The sequence below is a fragment of the Sorangium sp. So ce406 genome (genome assembly GCF_051474675.1).
In the GTDB taxonomy this organism is placed as follows: Bacteria; Myxococcota_A; Polyangia; order Polyangiales; family Polyangiaceae; genus Sorangium; species Sorangium cellulosum_G.
This window is the reverse complement of record NZ_CP150340.1, coordinates 2,207,100-2,222,591: the sequence shown is the minus strand read 5'-3', so window position 1 is coordinate 2,222,591 and position 15,492 is coordinate 2,207,100. Positions and strand designations below refer to the sequence as shown.

Below are 15,492 nucleotides of genomic sequence, written 5' to 3'. Positions count from 1 at the left end.
CGTCAGCGAGGCTCGCACCCACGATCGCGCCCGCGCTCCTGGCCAGACCAGGCGAGTGACCGGACGAGTCGATCGAGGACGAAAGCGAGGCGCACATGGGCGACACAACCATCATGAAGGTCTCCTCCGGCCGCTCCCCGAGAGGGCAGATGGGACAGAAGTACCTGGCCTCCGGAGTCCAGGTCTCGATGCGACTCTGGGAGCGCGAGCCGCCCGGCGAGGAGAAACAGCCGACCGTACGCGATTATGAGACCGTGGGGTTCGTGATCGAGGGGCGAGCCGAGCTGCACCTCGAGGGGCAGATGGTGCGCCTCGAGCCCGGCGACTCGTGGACGGTGCCTAAAGGGGCATCACATTTCTACAAAATCACTGAACCGTTCACCGCGGTCGAGGCGACCAGCCCGCCGGCCAGCGTCCACGGGCGGGACGAGACCTGAGAAAACACGCCGGCGAGACCCGATCTCGACGCGGGGTGGTCTCGGCTCCACTCGACAGCTCCCCTCGACAGCCGAGCTCGCTTGAGCTCGGCTGCCGTGCCACGCGACATCACAGGGCGGTGCCGCCGCCCGTCGCGGGCTTCTCCTTGTCCTGCGCGCCCTTGGCGCGCCCCGCCGGGGTCTTCTCGTCCGCGCCGCCCGGCGCGGGCTTCTTCTCGCCCTCGGGAGCCTTCTTCTCCTCCGCCGCAGCGCCGGCCCGATCGCCGGTGGCCGCCGCGCCCGCGCCGCCGGGCTTCTCCCCGGCGCCCGCCTCGGCCTTCGCGCCCTCGGCCCGCGCCGGCTTCGTGGCGCCCGCGCCGGACTCGGTCTTCCCCTCCGCCTTCGCCGGCTTCGTCTCCGCGGCCCCGTCGGCGGCCTTCCCTTCGGCCTTCGCCGGCTTCGTCTCGCCCGCGCCAGCCTCGGCCTTCGCCGGCTTCGTCTCGCCCGCCCCCTCGGTGGCCTTCCCTTCGGCCTTCGCCGGCTTCGTCTCGCCCGCCCCCTCGGCGGCCTTCCCTTCGGCCTTCGCCGGCTTCGTCTCGCCCGCGCCAGCCTCGGCCTTCGCCGGCTTCGTTTCGCCCGCCCCCTCGGCGGCCTTCCCTTCGGCCTTCGCCGGCTTCGTTTCGCCCGCCCCCTCGGCGGCCTTCCCTTCGGCCTTCGCCGGCTTCGTCTCGCCTGCGCCTGCTGCGGTCCCGGACGTCGCCAGCACCGCCGGCTTCACCGGCTCGGCCGCCGCCGCCTTCTTCACTGGCTCGACCGCTGCCGCCTTCACCGGCTCGGCCGCCGCCACCTTCTTCACCGGCTCGGCCGCCGCCGCCTTCACCGGCTCGGCGGCCGTCGCAGGCTTCACCGGCACGGCGGCCGCCGCCTTGTCGCCGTCGTCCACCGCGCCCGCGGCCTGGGCCGACGCCACGCGGACGTCGTCCTCGCGCGGCTCCACCGGCGGCGGATCGTCCCGATGCGACGTCGGCACGTACACCACCAGCCGGTCGCCCGGCATCAGCACGCTCCGCCGCGAGCGCTGGTTGATCCGCTCGAGGCTGCCCACGCTCAGGCCGTACCGGGTCGCGAGCGTGCTGAACGAGTCGCCCTCGCGCACCGCGATCTCGATGCGCTTGCGACCCTTCAGCCCCTCGAAGTGGGCGAAGAACTGCTCCGAGCCGACCTCCATCACCCGCGCGTCGGCCTCGTCGAGCAGGAAGACCCCCTCGTGGCGCTGCGATCTCGGCACGAAGAGCTGGAGCGTCATGCCCTCGTGGAGCGACGCCCCGGGCGCGAGCGTGTTCCAGCGGCAGATCTCGTCCGGCGTCACCGACAGCACCGCCGCGAGATCCCGGAGCGCGTCGCCCGCGACCACCCGGTAGAACACGCGCCGGCGACCCTCGTACGAGAAGCGCTGCGCCGGGACCACCACGACCGGCTTCGCCTCCGACGACAGCGGCGCGCCGTTCGCGAGCAGGTGCTCCGCCGCCGCGACGCCGACGCCCTCCGCCGCCGGCACGAACAGCAGCGTCCCCGGGCGCACCGGCTCGCCCGCCCGCAGGCCGTTCAGCGACTGCAGCGTCCACCGCGTCGTCCCGCGGAACGTCGCGATGTCGTCGAGCGACTCGCCCCAGCGCACCAGGTACCGCTCGAGCTTCGGCTCGCGCTCGAGGAGCTTCGGCATCGACTTCGCCGCGCGCGCCCCGGCGCCCGCCGGCACCCGGATCTCCCAGCGCGCCTGCTCCTTCGCGTCCACCGGCGAGGGCGGCGTGCGCTTCGCCACGAGCTGCGGGTTCAGCGCCTCGATCTCCGGCGACCCCGCCCCCGTCGCGGCCGCCACCGACTGGAGCGACACCCCGGAGCCGAGCGAGATCTTGTCGAACGTCACCGCCGGGTCGAGCTCGAGCTCGTCGCAGCCGAAGACCTTCAGGTTCCGCGCCACGATCGCGATCGCGAGGATCTTCGGCACGTAGAGCGCCGTCTCGAGCGGCATCCCCGCCTCGAGCCGCGACAGCTCCCAGAAGTCGTTCGTGTTGTACTTGCGGATAGAGGCGAGCAGCCCGCCGTACCCCATGTTGTAGGCCGCGAACGCGAGCTCCCAGCCGCCGAAGCGCCGCCGCAGATCCGAGAGGTACCGCGCCGCCGCGAGCGTCGAGCGCTCCGGGTCGAGGCGCTCGTCGATCCACCGGTCGACCGTGAGGCCGTAGATGCGCGCGCCCTCGGGCATGAACTGCCAGAGGCCCGCGGCGCCGGCCGGGGAGTGGATGGTCGGGTCGAAGCCGCTCTCGACGAGCGACAGCCAGAGGAGGTCCTCCGGGAGCCCCTGCTCGCGGAGGACGCGGCGGATCGCGGCGCCGTAGCGGCCGCTCTTCTTGATCCAGGTGGCCACGGCCGAGCGGCCGCGCGGGTCGTCCTTGTAGTACTCGAGGTAGCGCACGACCCGGCCGTCCCAGCGGACCGGGATCTCGGGCAGCTCGAGCTGCCGCAGCCAGGAGATGTCGCGGGTCTCCTCGGCCTGCACCGGCGCGGCCGTCAGGCCCGAGGGCGGCAGGCCGGACGCCTCGAGGCGCGGCTCGCCCGCGCCGAGCAGGAGCGTGCCGTCGACCGGCCACGCAGGGCCGGCGGTCGGCGTGGCGCCGGGGAAGAGCGCCTGGTCGATCTCGCGCATCGTGCGGAGCTCGGGCGACTCGGCGACGCTCGCCCCCGCCGGGGTCGCGGTGCCCGCGATGACCCGCCGCGCCGCCTCGTCCGGGGCGCCGGGCTCCCCCGGCTTGCGCGCGATCTTGCCCGCGCCCTTCTTCGCCGGCTTCGACCGCGCCGCGGGCTTCGCCGGCGCCTTGGCGGCCACGCGCTTCGCGCCGCCCTTGCCGCTCGGCGCCGCGGCGCGCGCCGCCGGCTTTGCCGGGGCAGGCTTCTCCGCCTTGCCGTCGGCCGCCCCGTCCTTCTTCGCCTCGGCCTTCGGCGGCTCGGCCGCGCTGGCCGCGGGCGCAGCGACGCCGTCGAACGCGACGCCCGAGAGGGCGGCCATCCAGACAAGACAAACAAGCCTGCGTGCGGCGCGTCGGATCCGCATGTCAGCGACCGACCTGTCTCACGATGCGCCCGAGGGGTCAACTTTGGCAGTCAGCCGGGAACCGTTGCAGTGCCAACGGTTCAGGTGGCTGGAGCACAAAGCAGAGGCATGTGTGATGAAGGGAGAGATTTGAACCACAGAGGCACAGAGGGCACAGAGGAAAGAGAGAGCAGAGGGAGAGAGAGCTCGGAGCGCTCCGATCGCAGGGCGCTCTCCGATCGGAGGGGGGCAGAAAATTCTCTCCCTCTGTGCCCTCTGTGCCTCTGTGGTTTTATTTTCTCGGGGTTCTCGAGGAACCGCCGCGCCCGCTACGAGAGCAGCGCGATGAAGTCGCCGATCGCCGTGAACGGCAGGCTCTCGTTCACGACCCCCGCCCGCACCGCGGCGCCCGGCATGCCGTAGACCACCGCGGAGTCCTCGCTCTCGGCCACCACCGTGCCCCCGGCCGCGCGGATCGCCCGCGCGCCGTTCACCCCGTCGTCGCCCATCCCCGTCAGGATGATGCCCACCGCGCGGCTGCCGCCCACCTGCGCCACGCTCCGGAACAGCCGGTCCGCGCTCGGCACGTAGCGATCGCCAGGGGCCGGCGCGCCCACCCGGATCCGGATGTCGCCGCTCAGGCCAACCCCGCTGCCCGGCGTCACCGCGATCTCCATGCACATCCGGCCCGGGCACACGTACGCCTTGCGGGCCACCACCTGGTCGCCGTTCTGCGCCTCCACGACGCGGAGCCCGCCCTTGCGATCGAGCCGCTCCGCGAACGTGCGCGTGAACTTGTCGGGCATGTGCTGCGCGATGAGGATCGCGCCGGGGAAACGATCCGGGATCCGGTTGAAGATCTCGAGCAGCGCCGTGGGGCCGCCGGTCGAGGAGCCGACCGCCACGAGGTGGCGCAGGGAGACCCCGAGCCGCGACGGCTCCTGCGCCGCGCGCTGCGCCGTGGGCTGCGACGCGCGGGCCGGCGCCGCGGCCGCCGGCATCGGCGAGCGGGGGCGGAGGTAGCGCACGAGCAGGACCTTCTGGATGATCTCCCGGCGGATCTGCGCGTCGGCCGTGAACTGCCGGTCCGGCTTCGCCACGAAGTCGACCGCGCCCAGCTCGAGCGCCTTGAAGACGTTCTCCTTGTGGCTGTAGCTGGAGACGATGATCACCGGCGTGGGCTGCCGCGCCATCAGGATGCGCAGGAACGTGAAGCCGTCCATGCGCGGCATCTCGAGATCCAGCGTGATCGCGTCCGGCCTGAGCTGCGCGGCCTGGCGGAGCGCGTCGTCGCCGTCACCGGCCTTGCCCACGACCTCGATCTCGTCGCTTCCGCTCAAGATCTCGGCGATGTTGCGCCGGTTGTACGCGGAGTCGTCGACGACGAGCACGCGCAGGGGAGCGAATGTCATGAGCGCAAAACCTTCCGCCGGAGGTTCATTCTAGCCCACCCGGGGCGCCATGGGACCACCCGTCGCCTGTACAGCATCGACTTCCTCGGCGCCTCATCCGCCCTCCTCTCCTGCCCCCCCGCCGGCCCCCCCACGTTCGGGGCCCCCCCGCTCCGGCGAGCCCTCCGTGAGCCCGAGACGCAGCGTGGCCGCCGGCTTGCGGTACACGAGATCCTCCCGGAGGTGCACGATCTCGAACGCGGTCGTGACGTTCAGCAGCGACTCGGAGTGGCCGAGCAGGAGGAACCCGCCGGGCGAGAGGCGCTCGTAGAAGATGTCGATCACCCGGCGCCGCGACTCCTCGTCCAGGTAGATGAGCACGTTGCGGCAGAAGATGACGTCCACGCGCCCGACCACCGCCGCGCGCGACGAGTCGAGCAGGTTCAGGTGCCCGAACTGGCAGAGCGACCGCAGCTCGTCCACCACGTGGAACCCGTCCGGCCGCTCGGTGAAGTACCGCCGCTTGAGCTCGGGGGGCGTCACGCGGAAGGACGAGGCGCCGTACACCCCCTTGCGCGCGGCCACCACGCAGCGGCGCGAGATGTCGCTGCCGAAGACGCGGACCTCGCGGCGATCCGCGGCGCCCGACTCCCGCACGGTGATCGCGATCGAGTAGACCTCCTCGCCCGTCGAGCAGCCCGCGCTCCAGATCGACAGCCGGCTCTTGGCGCCGCCGGCCTTCACGATCATCGGCACGATCTCGGTCGTCAGCGCGCGGAGCTGGTAGTCCTCGCGGAAGAAGTACGTCTCGTTGACCGTGATGAGCTCGATCGCCTCGTCGAGCTCGGTGCGCCCGCGGCTGTGGAAGCGCAGGTACTCGTGATACTGCGCGAACGACGAGAGGCCGAGCACCACGATCCGCTCGCGGAGCCGGCGCTCCATGGACGTCCGCGCCTCGGGCCCGAACTGCAGCCCGCAGTGCTTGTTGAACAGATCCCGCAGCCGCTGGAACTCGTCGGGCAAGAGGCGGATCTCGTCGTCCCGCCGCCGGTTCACGGCACCTTCCCCGACGGCGGCCCGCCGGACATCCCCGGAGTGGACACGGCGCCCTCGCCGACCTCGATCGAGACGGGCGCGCTCAGCCGATCCCCCGCGTCGCTCCAGGGGGGGTCCGAGCGGAACGGGGCGCCGCCCTGAGCCGCGGCCGCGACGAGCTCGGGCTCGCCCGAGGCGCGCACCAGCCCGAGCAGCTCGCGGGCGCGGGCCCGCTCGCCGCCGGCAGGATCGGCGTCCGACAGCGACGCGTACAGGCGGCCCAGCGCGCGCGCCGCCGCCAGGCGGACCTCCCGCTCCTCGTCGGCCAGCGAGAGGCTCAGCACGTCGAGCGCCGCGACGCCGGCCGCCGCGGCGACCGCGGTCACGGCCGCGCGGCGCGCGCGCACGTCGCCCGCCGACGCGGCGCTCCTCAGGAACGCGAGCTCCTCCGGATCCGCCGAGCCGAGCGCCTCGATCACGATCGCCGCGGCGAGGTGCGTCCGCTCGGCCTGCATGAGCTGCCGCGCGAGCGCGCGCGCCGCCTCGGGGTAGCGCTCGGAGAGCCCCGCGAGCGCGCTCTCCGCCGCGCGCGCGACCGGCAGCGAGATGGCGCGCGTCTGCGACACGACGAGGTCGAAATCGTCCGCGGCCCCGATCTTCGCGAGGCCGTAGAGCGCGCTCGTCGCCACGAGCGTCGAGGGGCTCTTGACCGACCGGCGCACCGCGCCGAGCAGCTCGTCGAGCGACGGATCGGCCGCGGCGTCCGGGGCAGGCCGCGCCGGGTCGCCCGCGCGCCCGCGCTGCTCTGCGATCGCGACAGCGCCGTCGATGAGCGCGGCCGTCGCGTCGTCGAGGCCCTCCCAGAGATCCGGGTCGGGATCGACGTGGCGCTCGAGGTAGGCGAGCACCGCGGGCAGCGCCTCCTCGCCGAGCAGGCCGAGCGCGCGCTGCGCCGTCTCGACAAGCGCCGGCTCGATCATCGCCTGCACCGCGGCGTCGGCCGCGCCCGGCGCGCGCGCCATCGCCGCGAGCACGAGCGCCTGCGCGCGACCGCTCACCGGATCGGCGCCGAGGCCGCGCCACGACGGGGGCTCCGCGCCGCCGGGGCCCAGCGCGGCGGCGGCCTGCACGAGGCGGGCGCCCACCTCGAGCGGGGCCGCCCGGAGCGACGTCACGACGTGCGACGCGAGCGGCCCCTCCGCGAGCCGCGCCAGCGCCCGCACGAGCTGCGCGAACGCGCCGCCGCGCGCCGTCGCGAGCGCCGCGCAGAGCGCCCGCGGCGCCTCGGGGCTCTCCGCGAGCGCGGCGGCGACCAGCGCCGACGAGCGGAGGATCGGGTCGTCGATGAGCGGCGCGAGCACCCGCCACGGCACCGGCGCCTCGAGGCCGTTGAGGCCGTTCAGCGCGGTCAGCCGCACGAAGCGATCGCGGTCGGCGAGGCGCTCGTAGAGGATGTCCGTCACCCGCTCGCGCGCGATGAGCCCCATCCCGGAGATCGCCTCGATCGCGCTCTGGCGCAGGTTGTCGTCCTTCTCCCCGAGCGTCGCGTAGAGCGCGTCGAGCGCCGCCGGGTCCCGCGTGCGGCCGAGCGCGTCGACGACCAGCTTGCGCTCGTCGCCCGCGAGCTCGCCGAGGGCGCCGACGAGCGCCGGCGTGGCGTCGCGGCCGCAGTAGCCGAGCACCTCGATGGCCGCGTTCCGGAGGCCGACGTCGTCGCTGGTCCGCAGCGCGTCGAGCAGCGCCCCGACGAGGAGCTGCGGTGCCGACGGGCGCTCGCCCTCGGCGGCGGCCGGGCGGTCGCCCTCGGCGCCGCGTTGCGCCGCGGGCGGGCGGTCGCCCTCGGCGCCGCGCTGGGCCGCGGACGGGCGGTCGCCTTCGGCGCCGCCCTGGGACGGCGCGGCCGATGACGACGCCTGGATCAGCCGGTGGCAGGCGTAGGTCGCCTCCTTGCGGACGCGCCAGTCGGGATCGCCGAGCGCCCGGAGCAGGAGCGGCAGCGCCTCCGCGACGTCCGCCCGGCCGAGCCGCGCGGCCCCCTGGCGGCGCTCCTCGGCGTCGTCCGCCGCGAGCGCCGCGGCGATGGCCGAGATCGGCATCGGCGTGCTGCGCACGCTGGGCGAGATGGACTCGGGCTCGGTCGGCCAGGCGCCCGCGTCGCTCACGCGCGGGTCGCTGTACGGACCCAGGTCGTCGAAGGCGCGGCTCACGGGGCCTCCAGGAGCGCGCCGGACGCGGCGAGCGCGAGGGCGAGCTCGATGAAGCGCCCGACGTCGAGCACGAAGATCATCCGCTCGTCGTGCGTCGTCACGCCCACGATGCCGCGCAGATCGCTGCTGCCGCCCACCGGCGGCGTCGGGCGGTAGTCGCCGCTCGTCCCGAAGACCTCCGTCACCGCGTCGACGACGAGCCCGACCGTGTGCGTGCCGACGTCGACCAGGATCCACTTGGTGCTGCGGCTCGGCTCGACCGGGGGGAGCCCGAAGCGCACGCGGAGCTCGATCACGGGCACCACCTCGCCGCGGTGATTCGCGACGCCGGCGACCTCGGGCGGCGTGTGCGGCAGCGTGGTCACCGACAGCGGGTTCACGATCTCGCGCACCCGCGTGATGTCGATCGCGTAATGCACGTCGCCGACCACAAAGCCGACGAGGCTCTTCTGCGGGTCGGGACGGCTTCGCTCTCCAGTTAACGGCATCTGAGCCTCCGAGCGCCCGGGCTCTTCGAGCCGCCCGGGCGCGGACGAATCGTCCCTTAGGACGCGAGTATGGCCTGCAGGTCGAGCAGGATGATCACGCGCGGCTGCGCCTCGCCCTGGGCGCCGTCGGACGCGGTCGCCCCGTGCATGGGCCGGGCGATGCCGGCGATGTAGCCCGCGACGTCGCCGCCGAGCGCCGTCGCGGCGTGCTCGATCTCGGCGTCGGCGAGCCGGTAGACCTGCTGGACCTCGTCGACGAACAGGCCGAGCGTCTCGCCGTTCGCCGCGTCGACGAGCAGGATGCGCGCCCGGCGCTGCGGCGCGCCCTCGTGCAGCCGCATCCGCCGCCGCAGGTCGATGACGGTCACGAGCTGCCCGCGGACGCTGACGATGCCCATCGTCGAGTCCGGCGCGCGCGGCACCGGCGTGAGCGGGGGCGGCTTCAGGATCTCGCGCACGAGCGACACGGGCGCGGCGTAGGTGTCGCCCGCGAGCGTGAACGCGAGGTACTCGGTCCGCGGGCCGGTCGCCTGCGCGCGCGAGTTCCGCTTCGACACAGGGACGCGGGCGTGCCTTCGGGAGAGGTTAGCCATGGGTGCTCCGCGGATCGTTGCGCTGCCGGTCCCCGCCGTGGAGGATCTCCTCGATGAGCGCCGGGGCGTCGAGGACGAGCGCGATGCGCTGGTCGCCGAGCTCCGTGGCGCCGGAGAAGCCGCGCACCGACGAGAGCGACGGGCCGAGCGCCTTGATCACGACGTCCTGCTGGCCGATGAGCGTGCTCACGACGAGCCCCAGCCTGCGCGCGCCGACCGACGCCACCACGATGTACTTGCGCTTGCTCCCCTCCCGGAGCCCGAGCGTCGCGCGGCCGTCGGACCCGCGCCGCCCGCCGACGGCGGGCCGCGCCGCGGAGCCGCCGCGCGCGCCGCCGAGCAGGCCGGCGATGCGCGCGCTGAGCTCCTCCTCCTCGTTCAGGCCGAAGAGCCGCGCGAGGTAGCAGAGCTGGAGCGTGCTGTTGCGCAGCGTGATCATCTCGCGGCCGTCGATCTGGCGCACCGTGGCCTCGTCGAGCGCGACCGCCTCCTGCACGTTGGTCAGCGGGATGGCGAAGAGCCTGTCGGCGACGCGGACGATGAGCGCGCTGATGATGGCCAGCGTGATCGGCAGCGTCACCGTCATCTTGGTGCCGATGCCGGGCTCGCTGTGCACGTCGATGACGCCGCCGAGCTTGCTGATGTTCGTCTTCACGACGTCCATCCCGACGCCGCGCCCCGAGATCTCGCTCACGTCGGTCTTCGTCGAGATGCCCGGCTGGAAGATGAGGTTCAGGACCTCGCGGTAGCTCGTGGTGCGCGCGTCCTCCGGGGTCATGACCCCGCGGCGCAGGGCGGCGTCGAGGAGCTTGTCGACGTCGATGCCCTTGCCGTCGTCCTCGATCTCGATGACGACGTGGTTGCCCTTCTGGAAGGCGTTCAGCGCGATCGTGCCGACCGCGGGCTTGCCCACCGCCTCGCGCACGCTCTTCGACTCGATGCCGTGGTCGATGGCGTTGCGCATCATGTGCATGAGCGGGTCGCTGAGCTCCTCGACGATGAGCTTGTCGACCTCGGTCTCGGCGCCCGTGATGACGAGGTTCACGAGCTTGTCGGCGTCGCGGCTGATCTGGCGGACGACGCGCGCGAGCTTGTCGAAGACCTGCCCGAGCGGGACCATCCGGACCTCGAGGATGCCCGCCTGCATGGCGGCGAGGTGCCGGTCGAACGTGCGCTGGAGCCGGTGGAGGTCGAGGCTCAGCTCGCGCTCCGTCGGCGCCGCGCGGAGCCGCTCGACGAGGCGGCCGAGCGCCGATCGGACGAGGGCGAGCTCGCCGACGATGTTCATCAGCCGATCGAGCTTGTGGATGTCGACGCGCACCGTCTGCGCGACGGAGCGGATGGAGCTCAGCTCTCCCTTGCGGTTGCCGCGCGCGCTCGACGGCGGGCTCGCCGCCATCGAGCCGGTCAGGTCGACGGCGCGCGACACGCCCGTGGGCGCGCCGCCGCGGAGCGCGGCCGACATCGACGGCATCCCCGGCGGCGCGACGCGGCCGTGCCCGTTGTTGTTGCGCCGCGGGATCTCCTCGACCGCGGCGCCGGCCTGGTGCAGGGCGCGCTGGAGCTCCTCGAGCGGCGCGCGCGACGCCATGAGGATGTCGAGCTCGATCGAGTCCTGGTCCGCGCCGGCGCCCGTCGGCAGGTAGGTGATGATCTCGCCGTACGGCTTCGCGGTGATCTTCAGGTCGTCGAGCGCCTGGTCGATCGTGGCGAGGTGGAATTGCACGCGGAGCCGGAACAGGGTCATCCCGCTCGCGATGTTCGTGCGCAGCCGGTGCTCCTCGTACTCGGTGAGCACGGAGAGCAGCCCCGGATCGAGGTCGTAGTTGTCGTCCGGGAGGCCGGCCGCGCTCGGGCCGGCGTCCTGGTGGAGCTGGCGGAGGAGGTCGTCGACCTCGGGCATGGGCGCGTCGCGCCCGTCCTTCTCGTTCTGGAGGATGCGCCCGTAGAGCTCGACGCTGCGGAACAGCAGGTCGAGGACGGACGCGCTGATCTCGATGCGGCCGAGGCGCAGGTTGTCGAGCAGCTCCTCGAGCTCGTGCGACAGGGTGGCCATCCGGGTCGCGCCGAAGAGCCCGGCGAGCCCCTTCAGGGTGTGGACGGCGCGGAAGACGTCGTTGATGACGTCGGGGTCGATCTTGTTGGTCCGCACCGCCTCGTCGAGCGCGAGCAGGTCGCGCCCGAGCCCCTCGACGATCTCCTGCGCTTCCGAGAAGAACTCCTCGCGCGCGCGATCGCCGCTGTCCACCATCAGCCGCCGCCTTCCTCGCCGGAGCCGGGCTGCTTGGTGCGGGTCACCGGCTCCGTGGCGCGTTCGGGCGGCGGGGAACGGACGTCGCCGGCGAGGCCCGTCAGCGGGGCGTCGCCGGCGAGCTCGGAGACGTCGGTGTCACCGTCGGCGGCGCGCTGGGCGCGCCCGTCGAGGCAGGCGACCACCGCGTCCCGCAGGGCCTCGGGCGTGAACGGCTTCGGGAGGAAGAGGTCCGCGCCGAGGCGGAGCCCGCGCTGGATGTCGCGCTCGGCCGCCTGCGTGGAGATGATGAGGATGCCGACGCGCCGGTAGCGGTCGCTCTGCCGGACGAAGCGGATGAGCTCGAGCCCGTTGATGTCGGGCATGTTGATGTCGGTGATCACGAGGTCGAACGCGCCGCGCGGCAGGAGCCGGAGCGCGTCGAAGCCGTTCATGGCTTCCACGATGTCGACGTCGCCCGCGAGCCCCACGACGCAGTCCTCGAGCGTCGAGCGTACGTACGCTCGCATTGCCGGCGAGTCCTCGACGATCAGGATGCGTGCCATGCGGCGACAGGGTAACGGAAATCCGCTGGGTAGGAGCAACTCGCTGACGGCGGGGGGCGCCCGGCGCGCTCCTCGGAGGTGCGCCGGCCTATGTACGGCGGTCTCCTTCCCGCTGTAAACCGGCGCGGTGGCCCCCGGGCGCGGACCGGCGAGGCGGCCGCGGGGGACGCCGCGGCGGCGCCGCCGGCCGTGGAAGCGGCGCTCCCGGCCCCCGCCCGGCCGTGCTCGGCCGGCGCGCCCGCCGCCAGGCAGCCTGCCTGCGCGCAGCGAATTGACACGGCGGCGCCCGATGCGCGCTAATCCCGCCCGTGAAAACTCTCCTTTGTTCTCCAGCGTTCCGGATCCTGCTCGCCGCCCTGTTCGCGCTCTCGAGCGTGGCCTGCGGCGGCGGACTGCGGGTGACCCGGATCAACTCCGCCCAGAAGAAGCCGAACAACGTCTGGGTGTTCTTCAGCGTCGACGCCGGCGAGGACGAGCCGGTCGGCGGCCTGACGGCCGCCGACTTCGAGATCTACGAGGACGGCGACCTCGTCTCGACGTTCGAGAGCAAGCAGACCATCCAGAACCCCGAGGTCGCGGCGGTCATGTACACGATGCTGCTCGTCGACATGAGCGGCAGCATCACCGAGTCGGGCCAGGCCGACGCGCTCGTCGACGCCGCGCAGTCGTTCAGCGACCGGGTCGGCAAGAGCCAGAAGGTCGGCGTCTACGCGTTCGATGGCGAGGCAAAAATCCACTCCGTCGTCCCGTTCACCGAGGCGCAGGGCTCGGTCCAGGGCGGCCTCGAGGGGCTCCGGAGCTACAAGCCCAAGGACACGTCGACAAACCTCCACGGCGGCGTGGTCGAGGGCGTCCGCGAGCTCAAGAAGCAGCTCGACAAGGACCGGCGGCCGCTCAAGTTCGGCACGCTCGTCGTGTTCTCCGACGGCACCGATCGCGCGAACCGCGTGAGCCGCGAGGACATGCTCAAGGAGCTCGACAAGGAAGAGTACGAGAACTACCAGATCTTCGTCGTCGGCGTCGGCGCCGAGATCGAGAAGGCGCGGCTCGACGAGATCGGGCGCGACGGGACCGAGCTCGCGGCGGACCAGGCCAAGGTCAAGGAGTCGTTCGACAAGATCGCGGCGAAGATCGAGGCGCACATGAAGCGCTTCTACCTGTTCTCGTACTGCACGCCGGCGCGCGCGGGCGAGCACGAGGTGGAGATCAAGGCGATCCGGAAGGATCCCTCGGCGTCGGGCTCGGTCTCGTGGAAGTTCAACGCCGACGGGTTCGGGCCGCCGCCGGAGTGCGATCCCAACACGCCGCCGTCGTTCGATCTGAAGGCGACCGCGCCCGCGGTGGACGGCGACGGCAACGGCGGCGGCGGCGCGAAGGCGAACTTCAAGGCGAGCGCCGGCGTGAAGGTCGAGGCGAAGTGACAGGCGTCTCGGCCGCGCATCGCGGCGCGGCGCCGCGAACCGGCTGCGCCGTCCGGCGAGCCTGATTCACCGGGGCGCGCGTCCCGGCGAGGCGCGCCTCCCTCCCCCAACTCCCCACTCCCCCACTCCCCCACCGCGCTCACGCGCGTGAGCTCGGCAGCGTCGCCTGCGGGGGCGCGGCGCGCGCGGCGTGCAGGGTCCGCCAGACGGTGGCGCCGAGGATGACGGCGCCGCCCACGGTCGACCAGAGCCCTGGGCGCTCCCCGACGAAGAGGAGCGCCCAGACGGGGTTGAGCACCGGCTCCACCAGCGCCAGCAGGGAGGCCTCGACGGCCGGCGTGTGGCGCAGGCCGCGGCTGAACAGGACGTAGGACAGGCCGATCTGCACCGCGCCCAGGAACACGAGGAGCGCGAGGTCGAGCGGCCCCGGGCGGGCCGCGCCGCCGAGCGCCATCGGCAGCGCGCCGAGGCACGCGAGGAGGTTGCCCCAGACGAGCACCACGGGGTTGTCGTCCGGGGTCGCGCGGAACGCCATCACGCTCAGCGCGAACGCGAGCCCGGAGAGGAGCGCGAGGGCGTTGCCGAGGAGCTGTCCGGCAGAGAGCTGGTCCAGGAAGAAGAGCCCGAGGCCCACGATGAAGACGGGCGCCGCGAGCTTCTCGCCGCGCGAGGGCCGCTCGCCGAGCAGCCAGGGGCTGAGCAGCAGGACGTACACGGGCGCGGTGGACTGGAGGAAGATCGCGTTCGCGGCGGTGGTCAGCTTGGTGGCCAGCACGAACAGCACCATGACGGCGGCGTAGATGGCCGCGACCGCGAGCGCGCGCCGCGAGGGCCAGCGGCGCGCGCCGGGCATGGCCAGGCCGAGCGCGAGCGCCGCGACCAGCGCGCGGCCCGAGGCGACCTGCCACCCGTCGAGGGAGATCAGCTTGATGGCCGCGCCTCCGGTGGACCAGAGGACGGCGGCGGCGAGGATCATCAGGCGAGCGCGGACCATGAGGGTGCGGGCGCCGAGCCTAGCGGAACATGGACGCGATGCTCAGGGGGCGCCCAGGAGAGAACGTCTCGTCTCCTGGCGCCCTGACGGTTCACGATCCCCCTGGGCCGTGAGCCTGGCAGTCGGTCAGCGCGGCGGCTCGGGGATGAACTCGGCGCCGAGCCGGAAGATCAAGAAATCCCTGATGACGTTGCTGCTGCCGCCGGGCCACAGGAACGGGCTGCCGGTGGTGCGGCTCGGGTTCCACTCGTACCACATCCACCGGGCCCCCTCGTCGATGCCGCAGACGATCGGGAACTCGTTGCCGGGCTGCGGGTCGTCTCGGGGGGTGTCGTTCGCCTCGCCGAACACGACATGACCGCGCTCGGACACCTCCGTCGTCACCCAGCCGCCGCTTGTCGTCTGCGGATCCAGATCTCCACCGTTGCAGCGCGCGATGTGCTGGTTGACGGCCTCCAGCGTCGGCCCGTGCGAGCCGAGATCGTAGTCCTCGCCGGTCGCGCAGACCTCCCACGCGCCGTTACCGGTGAAGACGGGCTCGGCGCCCTCGCGGAAGAACTGGCCGATCACGCCCTGCGTCGTGAGGATGTCGGCATAGGTGACGATGTAGAGATAGTTTCCGGCGTCGGCGGACCGGGCCGGCACCGTGTACGACTCGGGCCCGTGGCCGACGGGACAGGAGAAGATCTCGTCCGCGAGGAGGTTCTCGACGCCGCCGAAGTAATTCAGGAGCTTGTCGCCGGTCCCATAGCCGAAGCCATAGGCGTTGTCGGCCGTGATGATCACGCTCACGTCGGTCGAGAGCCCGCTCCCCCCACCGACCCCCCCGGCGATCTCACCGAGGTCGTTCCCGCCACCACCCCCCGCGCCCCCGGCGCCGCCGGCGCCGGAGCCGACGGGATCCCCGGTGCCGGCGTCCGAACACCCGGAGCCATGAAGCGCAACAGCGAAAGCCAGAGCAGGAACGAGACGTAGGTGCATTGCACAAGGATCGGCGAAGTCGCGCCGTGCGTAAAGCCCCACCGGGACGCCCGCTCGAGGCATACCGGCGTCTCGCGCC

General features: G+C 73.0%; 12 protein-coding genes. 2 read left to right on the top strand and 10 right to left on the bottom strand.

Going from position 1 to position 15,492, the window contains the following annotated elements; genetic code table 11:
- Nucleotides 1-95: 95 nt before the first annotated feature.
- Complete coding sequence (locus WME96_RS08280; protein ID WP_437289624.1) at nt 96-437, top strand: cupin domain-containing protein; 342 nt, start codon at nt 96-98, stop codon at nt 435-437.
- Nucleotides 438-546: 109 nt separating this feature from the next.
- On the opposite strand, the gene WME96_RS08275 is transcribed toward WME96_RS08280, so the two are convergent.
- From WME96_RS08275 to WME96_RS08240, 8 genes are all read right to left on the bottom strand, one after another.
- Nucleotides 547-3,483, bottom strand: coding sequence for a transglycosylase SLT domain-containing protein (locus tag WME96_RS08275; protein ID WP_437289623.1), 2,937 nt, complete (start codon nt 3,481-3,483; stop codon nt 547-549).
- Nucleotides 3,484-3,836: 353 nt separating this feature from the next.
- Nucleotides 3,837-4,919 (bottom strand): chemotaxis-specific protein-glutamate methyltransferase CheB, encoded by a 1,083-nt coding sequence (gene cheB / locus WME96_RS08270; RefSeq protein WP_061605839.1) that lies wholly within the window; start codon nt 4,917-4,919, stop codon nt 3,837-3,839.
- A 93-nt stretch (nt 4,920-5,012) separates the two neighbouring features.
- Nucleotides 5,013-5,954 carry a CheR family methyltransferase gene (locus WME96_RS08265; protein ID WP_437289622.1) on the bottom strand — a complete coding sequence of 314 codons (942 nt, stop codon included), beginning with the start codon at nt 5,952-5,954 and terminating at the stop codon, nt 5,013-5,015.
- Nucleotides 5,951-8,140 (bottom strand): HEAT repeat domain-containing protein, encoded by a 2,190-nt coding sequence (locus tag WME96_RS08260; protein ID WP_437289621.1) that lies wholly within the window; start codon nt 8,138-8,140, stop codon nt 5,951-5,953. Before WME96_RS08260 ends, WME96_RS08265 begins: the two co-directional genes overlap by 4 nt.
- Nucleotides 8,137-8,628 carry a chemotaxis protein CheW gene (locus tag WME96_RS08255; protein ID WP_433934670.1) on the bottom strand — a complete coding sequence of 164 codons (492 nt, stop codon included), beginning with the start codon at nt 8,626-8,628 and terminating at the stop codon, nt 8,137-8,139. Before WME96_RS08255 ends, WME96_RS08260 begins: the two co-directional genes overlap by 4 nt.
- Before the next feature lie 56 nt (nt 8,629-8,684).
- Nucleotides 8,685-9,221, bottom strand: a complete 537-nt coding sequence (locus tag WME96_RS08250; protein ID WP_433934669.1) for a chemotaxis protein CheW — start codon at nt 9,219-9,221, stop codon at nt 8,685-8,687.
- Complete coding sequence (locus WME96_RS08245; RefSeq protein WP_437289620.1) at nt 9,214-11,472, bottom strand: chemotaxis protein CheA; 2,259 nt, start codon at nt 11,470-11,472, stop codon at nt 9,214-9,216. Before WME96_RS08245 ends, WME96_RS08250 begins: the two co-directional genes overlap by 8 nt.
- Nucleotides 11,472-12,017: a response regulator gene (locus WME96_RS08240; RefSeq protein WP_437289619.1), complete on the bottom strand. Its 546-nt coding sequence runs from the start codon at nt 12,015-12,017 to the stop codon at nt 11,472-11,474. Before WME96_RS08240 ends, WME96_RS08245 begins: the two co-directional genes overlap by 1 nt.
- A 308-nt stretch (nt 12,018-12,325) precedes the next feature.
- Here WME96_RS08240 and WME96_RS08235 point away from each other — a divergent pair, with 308 nt between their 5' ends.
- Nucleotides 12,326-13,438: a VWA domain-containing protein gene (locus tag WME96_RS08235; RefSeq protein WP_437289618.1), complete on the top strand. Its 1,113-nt coding sequence runs from the start codon at nt 12,326-12,328 to the stop codon at nt 13,436-13,438.
- A gap of 139 nt (nt 13,439-13,577) precedes the next feature.
- Here the strand turns inward: WME96_RS08235 and WME96_RS08230 are convergent, their stop codons facing one another.
- Both WME96_RS08230 and WME96_RS08225 read right to left on the bottom strand, forming a co-directional pair.
- Entirely contained in the window at nt 13,578-14,432 is an 855-nt protein-coding gene (locus WME96_RS08230; protein WP_437289617.1) for a DMT family transporter, read from the bottom strand.
- A gap of 126 nt (nt 14,433-14,558) precedes the next feature.
- Nucleotides 14,559-15,413: a hypothetical protein gene (locus tag WME96_RS08225; RefSeq protein WP_437289616.1), complete on the bottom strand. Its 855-nt coding sequence runs from the start codon at nt 15,411-15,413 to the stop codon at nt 14,559-14,561.
- Nucleotides 15,414-15,492 lie beyond the last annotated feature (79 nt).

What these genes read in the sequence shown, in the direction of transcription:
- WME96_RS08280 (WP_437289624.1), top strand. Translation starts at nt 96, where the DNA reads ATGGGCGACACAACCATCATGAAGGTCTCCTCCGGCCGCTCCCCGAGA.
- WME96_RS08275 (WP_437289623.1), bottom strand. Translation starts at nt 3,483, where the DNA reads ATGGCCGCCCTCTCGGGCGTCGCGTTCGACGGCGTCGCTGCGCCCGCG.
- cheB (WP_061605839.1), bottom strand. Translation starts at nt 4,919, where the DNA reads ATGACATTCGCTCCCCTGCGCGTGCTCGTCGTCGACGACTCCGCGTAC.
- WME96_RS08255 (WP_433934670.1), bottom strand. Translation starts at nt 8,628, where the DNA reads ATGCCGTTAACTGGAGAGCGAAGCCGTCCCGACCCGCAGAAGAGCCTC.
- WME96_RS08250 (WP_433934669.1), bottom strand. Translation starts at nt 9,221, where the DNA reads ATGGCTAACCTCTCCCGAAGGCACGCCCGCGTCCCTGTGTCGAAGCGG.
- WME96_RS08245 (WP_437289620.1), bottom strand. Translation starts at nt 11,472, where the DNA reads ATGGTGGACAGCGGCGATCGCGCGCGCGAGGAGTTCTTCTCGGAAGCG.
- WME96_RS08240 (WP_437289619.1), bottom strand. Translation starts at nt 12,017, where the DNA reads ATGGCACGCATCCTGATCGTCGAGGACTCGCCGGCAATGCGAGCGTAC.
- WME96_RS08230 (WP_437289617.1), bottom strand. Translation starts at nt 14,432, where the DNA reads ATGGTCCGCGCTCGCCTGATGATCCTCGCCGCCGCCGTCCTCTGGTCC.
- WME96_RS08225 (WP_437289616.1), bottom strand. Translation starts at nt 15,413, where the DNA reads ATGCACCTACGTCTCGTTCCTGCTCTGGCTTTCGCTGTTGCGCTTCAT.